This window comes from Rhizobium rosettiformans W3, from assembly GCF_004912135.1.
Taxonomy (GTDB): domain Bacteria; phylum Pseudomonadota; class Alphaproteobacteria; order Rhizobiales; family Rhizobiaceae; genus Allorhizobium; species Allorhizobium rosettiformans.
Window position 1 is genome coordinate 1 of record NZ_STGU01000081.1, and the last position, 688, is coordinate 688.

Here is a 688-nt window from a genome sequence, read left to right on the forward strand (position 1 = left end):
ACGCGACCCGTCACAACCGTACCACGGCCAGAGATCGAGAACACGTCTTCGATCGGCATCAGGAAGGGCTGGTCGATCGGACGCTCAGGCGTCGGGATGTAGGCGTCGACTTCTTCCATCAGCTTGCGGATGGCGTTCTCGCCGATTTCCTTGTTCGAGTCTTCCAGAGCGGCCAGAGCCGATCCCTTGACGACCGGGATGTCGTCGCCGGGGAAGTCGTAGGACGACAGAAGTTCGCGAACTTCGAGTTCGACGAGCTCGAGCAGCTCGGCGTCGTCAACCTGGTCAACCTTGTTCAGGAAGACAACGATTGCGGGAACGCCAACCTGACGGGCGAGCAGGATGTGCTCGCGGGTCTGCGGCATCGGGCCGTCAGCGGCCGAGCAAACCAGGATCGCGCCGTCCATCTGGGCAGCACCGGTGATCATGTTCTTGACGTAGTCGGCGTGGCCGGGGCAGTCAACGTGGGCGTAGTGACGGTTGGCCGTCTCATACTCAACGTGCGCCGTCGAGATGGTGATGCCGCGTGCCTTTTCTTCCGGAGCTGCGTCGATCTGGTCGTAGGCCTTGAACTCACCGAAGAACTTGGTGATCGCTGCCGTCAGAGACGTCTTGCCGTGGTCGACGTGGCCGATCGTGCCGATGTTGACGTGCGGCTTGTTGCGCTCAAACTTACTCTTTGCCATTT

At 60.8% G+C, this 688-nt stretch carries 1 protein-coding gene; it reads right to left on the minus strand.

Going from position 1 to position 688, the window contains the following annotated elements; all coding sequences use genetic code 11:
- Positions 1-686, minus strand: a 686-nt coding sequence (locus tag FAA86_RS24440) for a GTP-binding protein (protein ID WP_136543910.1), incomplete at its 3' end; no start/stop codon positions are given.
- Between the last annotated feature and the right edge of the window lie 2 nt (positions 687-688).